The organism is Streptomyces sp. UNOB3_S3, from assembly GCF_020740895.1.
Lineage (GTDB): Bacteria > Actinomycetota > Actinomycetes > Streptomycetales > Streptomycetaceae > Streptomyces.
Genome location: NZ_JAILXP010000528.1, coordinates 1 through 3677 on the forward strand (window position 1 = coordinate 1; position 3677 = coordinate 3677).

Annotated in this window: 5 protein-coding genes; 1 reads left to right on the top strand and 4 read right to left on the bottom strand. The window is 74.8% G+C overall.

All coding sequences use genetic code 11. The features are described 5' to 3' along the window. Positions 1 to 662: DUF3459 domain-containing protein (locus tag K6I33_RS33015; protein ID WP_229358353.1), on the top strand; the 662-nt coding region annotated here is incomplete at its 5' end. Positions 663 to 685: 23 nt separating this feature from the next. On the opposite strand, the gene msrB is transcribed toward K6I33_RS33015, so the two are convergent. The 4 genes from msrB to K6I33_RS33035 all read right to left on the bottom strand — a co-directional run. Then, a complete protein-coding gene (gene msrB / locus K6I33_RS33020; protein WP_229358355.1) occupies positions 686 to 1093 on the bottom strand; it encodes a peptide-methionine (R)-S-oxide reductase MsrB in 408 nt (135 codons plus the stop codon). 26 nt (positions 1094 to 1119) lie between these two features. Then, positions 1120 to 2514: a UDP-N-acetylmuramate--L-alanine ligase gene (gene murC, locus K6I33_RS33025; protein WP_229358357.1), complete on the bottom strand. Its 1395-nt coding sequence runs from the start codon at positions 2512 to 2514 to the stop codon at positions 1120 to 1122. A 75-nt stretch (positions 2515 to 2589) separates the two neighbouring features. Next, the gene (locus K6I33_RS33030; RefSeq protein ID WP_308297362.1) at positions 2590 to 3231 is read right to left on the bottom strand and encodes a response regulator transcription factor; all 642 of its coding nucleotides are present in this window, start codon (positions 3229 to 3231) and stop codon (positions 2590 to 2592) included. Next, positions 3228 to 3677 (bottom strand): sensor histidine kinase (locus tag K6I33_RS33035; protein ID WP_238492356.1); only part of this gene is annotated, 450 nt, incomplete at its 5' end. The genes K6I33_RS33035 and K6I33_RS33030, both read right to left, overlap by 4 nt.

A 3677-nucleotide genomic window follows, 5' to 3' on the forward strand; every position in this document is an offset into this window, starting at 1 on the left:
CCCTGGACCCGGGCACCACCCCCGCCCACCGGCTCCTCGGCTACGCCCAGACCCACGACCAGATCGGCAACCGGGCGCTCGGCGACCGGCTCACCGCCCGGCTCTCCCCGGGCCTGCTGGCCTGCGCGGCCGCCCTCGTCCTGTGCGCGCCCTTCACCCCCATGCTGTTCATGGGGGAGGAGTGGGGCGCCCGGACGCCCTGGCAGTACTTCACCGACCACCCGGACCCGGCCCTGGCGGAGGCCGTACGGACCGGCCGGCGCCGCGAGTTCGAGGCCCACGGCTGGCCCGCCGAGGAGATCCCCGACCCCCAGGACCCGGCGACCCGCGACCGCTCCTGCCTGGACTGGACGGAACCAGGACGCCCCCCGCACGCCCGGCTCCTCGCCTGGTACCGGCGCCTGATCGCCCTGCGGCGCGCCGAACCCGCCCTGACGGACCCGCGCTGGCGGTACGAGGAACTGTCTGTCACGGCGGGGGGCGTCGTCTCCTTCCGGCGCGGCCCGCTGCGCATCGCGGTCAACCTCACCGGCCGCCCGGCCGCCCTGCGCCCGGCGGGGCCGGTGACGGAGGCCGTCGCGGCATGGCGGCCGGTGGGCCTGCCGGACGGCGCCGGCGGCACGCTGCGGCTGCCGCCGGAGACGGCGGCGGTGCTGCGCTGAACCGGGCCGCTGAGCCGGTCGGCTCAGCCCTCGTCCGGGCGCAGCCGCAGAGAAATGGAGTTGATGCAGTACCGCTGGTCCGTGGGCGTGGGGTAGCCCTCGCCCTCGAAGACGTGGCCCAGGTGGGAGCCGCAGCGGGCGCAGCGGACCTCGACGCGGACCATGCCGTGGGAGCGGTCCTCCAGGAGCTCGACCGCGTCGGAGTCCTTCGGGTCGAAGAAGCTCGGCCAGCCGCAGTGGCTCGCGAACTTCTCCGTGGAGCGGAACAGCTCCGCGCCGCAGGCACGGCAGGCGTAGACGCCCGCCGTGCTGGTGTCGGTGTACTCACCGCGGAAGGCGGGCTCGGTGCCCGCCCGGCGGAGCACCTGGTACTCCGCCGGCGTCAGCTCCGCGCGCCACTGCTCGTCCGTCTTCTCGACCTCGTACGCCATGCCGTACGCCCTCCGCGGTGTGTCGGTCAGCTCTCCAGGCGGGCCAGGATCTTCGGACCGAGGTCCGTGACGTCACCCGCGCCCATCGTCAGAACGAGATCACCGGGCCGCGCCATTCCCGCGATCACGTCCGGGATCGCCGCCATGTCGTGCTCGGGGCGCACATCGGCGCCGGCCTTCTCGGCCGCGTCGATGATCAGGGCGCTGGTGATGCCGGGGATCGGGTCCTCACGGGCGGGGTAGATGTCAAGGACGACGGAGGCGTCGGCCAGGGTCAGGGACCGGCCCATCTCCGTGCCGAGCTCCTGGGTGCGGCTGAACAGGTGCGGCTGGAAGACGACCAGGACGCGGGAGCCGGCGGCGGCGCCGCGGATGGCCTCCAGGTCGGCGGTCATCTCGGTGGGGTGGTGCGCGTAGGAGTCGATGACCTGCACGCCGTTCGCCTCGCCCTTGAGCTGGAGGCGGCGGCCCACGCCGGTGAACTTGCCGAGCGCGGAGGCGAGGTTGTGCGCCGGGATGCCGAGGGCCACGCCCGCGGCGAGGGCGGCGACGGCGTTGTGCGCGTAGTGGCTGCCGGGCACGGAGACGGCGAAGGTGAGCATCTTGCCGTTGAGCAGGATGGTGACCTCGCTGGACAGGCCGCGCGGGGTGACCTTCAGGACGCGCACATCGGCGTCCTCGGCCGTGCCGTAGGTGACGATCTCGATGTCGTGGCGGCCGGAGACCCGCTCGGTGAGCTCGCGGGCGCCCGCCTGGTCGGCGGAGATCACGAGCGTGCCGCCGGGGCGGACACGGCCGACGAACGTCTCGAAGGACTCGTAGATCTCGTCCATCGACGCGTAGTTCGCGTGGTGGTCCAGCTCCACGTTGAGGACGATCGCGACCTCGGGCGCGTACTTGTGGAAGCTGCGGTCGCTCTCGTCCGCCTCGGCGACGAAGATGTCGCCCGAGCCGTGGAGGGCGTTGGTGCCGGGGCCGTTCAGGTCGCCGCCGATCGCGTACGACGGGTTCAGGCCCAGGGCGTCGAGGGAGACGGCGAGCATCGACGTCGTGGTCGTCTTGCCGTGGGTGCCGGCGACGGCGATCGGGCGCAGCCCGTCCATCAGCCGGGCCAGCGCGTCGGAGCGGTGGACGACGGGGACGCCGCGCTCGGCGGCGGCGGCCAGCTCGGGGTTGTCGGCGCGGATGGCGCTGGAGACGACGACGCAGGTGGCGTCGGCCGCCAGGTGCTCCGCGGCGTGGCCGATGTGCACCGTGACGCCCAGCTCGCGCAGGGCCGCGGCGGTGGCCGAGTCCTTCGCGTCGCTGCCGGCGACGGCCGCGCCGCGCTGGGCGAGGATCTTCGCGATGCCCGACATGCCGGCGCCGCCGATGCCGATGAAGTGCGGTCGGTCCATCGTCGTGGGGACGGCCGGTGCCATGTGCGGTGCTCCCTGGGGGTCGAAAACTAAAGACTGCGCAGAGCGTCGATTCTTGCACCCGCGCCGACCGCCCCGTCACACCGCCCGGATCAGCCCCGCCGCCAGGCCCGCCGCGACCGCCGCCGTGCGGCTGTCGACGCCGAGCTTGTCGTAGATGTGCACGAGGTGGGTCTTGACCGTCGCCTCGCTGATGAACAGCCGTTTGGAGACCTGCCGGTTGGCCAGGCCCTCGGCCACCAGGCCCAGGATCTCCGTCTCGCGGGGCGACAGCACCGTCCGGCCCCCGGCCCGTACCCGGCCCAGCAGGCGGGCGGCGACGGGCGGGGCGAGGACGGTCTCGCCGCGCGCGGCGGCATGGACGGCGGCCGCGACCTCCTCGGGCGGGGCGTCCTTGAGGAGGTAGCCGGTGGCCCCGGCCTCGACGGCGGCCAGGATGTCGGCGTCGGTGCTGTAGGTGGTGAGGATCAGCACGGCGGGCGGGGACGGCAGCGCGGTGATGCGCCGGGTGGCCTCCACGCCGTGCATCCCGGCGCCCATCTGGAGGTCCATGAGGACGACGTCCGGGCGCGCCCCCTCGTCCAGCAGCCGCAGCGCCTCGGCGCCGTCGGCGGCCTCGCCCACGGCCTCCACGCCGGGCAGCTCGTCGACCATGGCGCGCAGCCCGCGCCGCACCACGGGGTGGTCGTCGACGAGGAGGACCCCGATGCCGGCGCTCACGCGGCCGCTCCCATGGCGCGGATCTCCGCCGGGACGGCCGGCACCGTCGCCGCGATCGCCGTGCCCTCGCCGGGGGCGGACTCGACGGTGAAGGTGCCGCCGAGGGCGGCGATGCGCTCGCGCATGCCGTGGAGGCCGAAGGTGCGGCGGCCGTCGGCCGGGCCGTGGCCGGGGGTGAAGCCGACACCGTCGTCGTAGATGTCGAGGGCGACCTGCCCGTCGAGGAAGGCGAGGGTGACGGCGGCGTGCTCGGCCCGGGCGTGGCGGGCCACGTTGGCCAGCGCCTCCTGGGTCAGGCGCAGCAGGGCCACCTCGGTCTCCACGGGCAGGGGGCAGGGCGCGCCGTCGAGGCGGAAGACGGCCCCGGGGACGGTGCGCGCGGTCACCCGGCGCAGCGCCTCGGGCAGGGGCGCGTCCTCCAGGGCGGGCGGGGTGAGGGCCTGGAC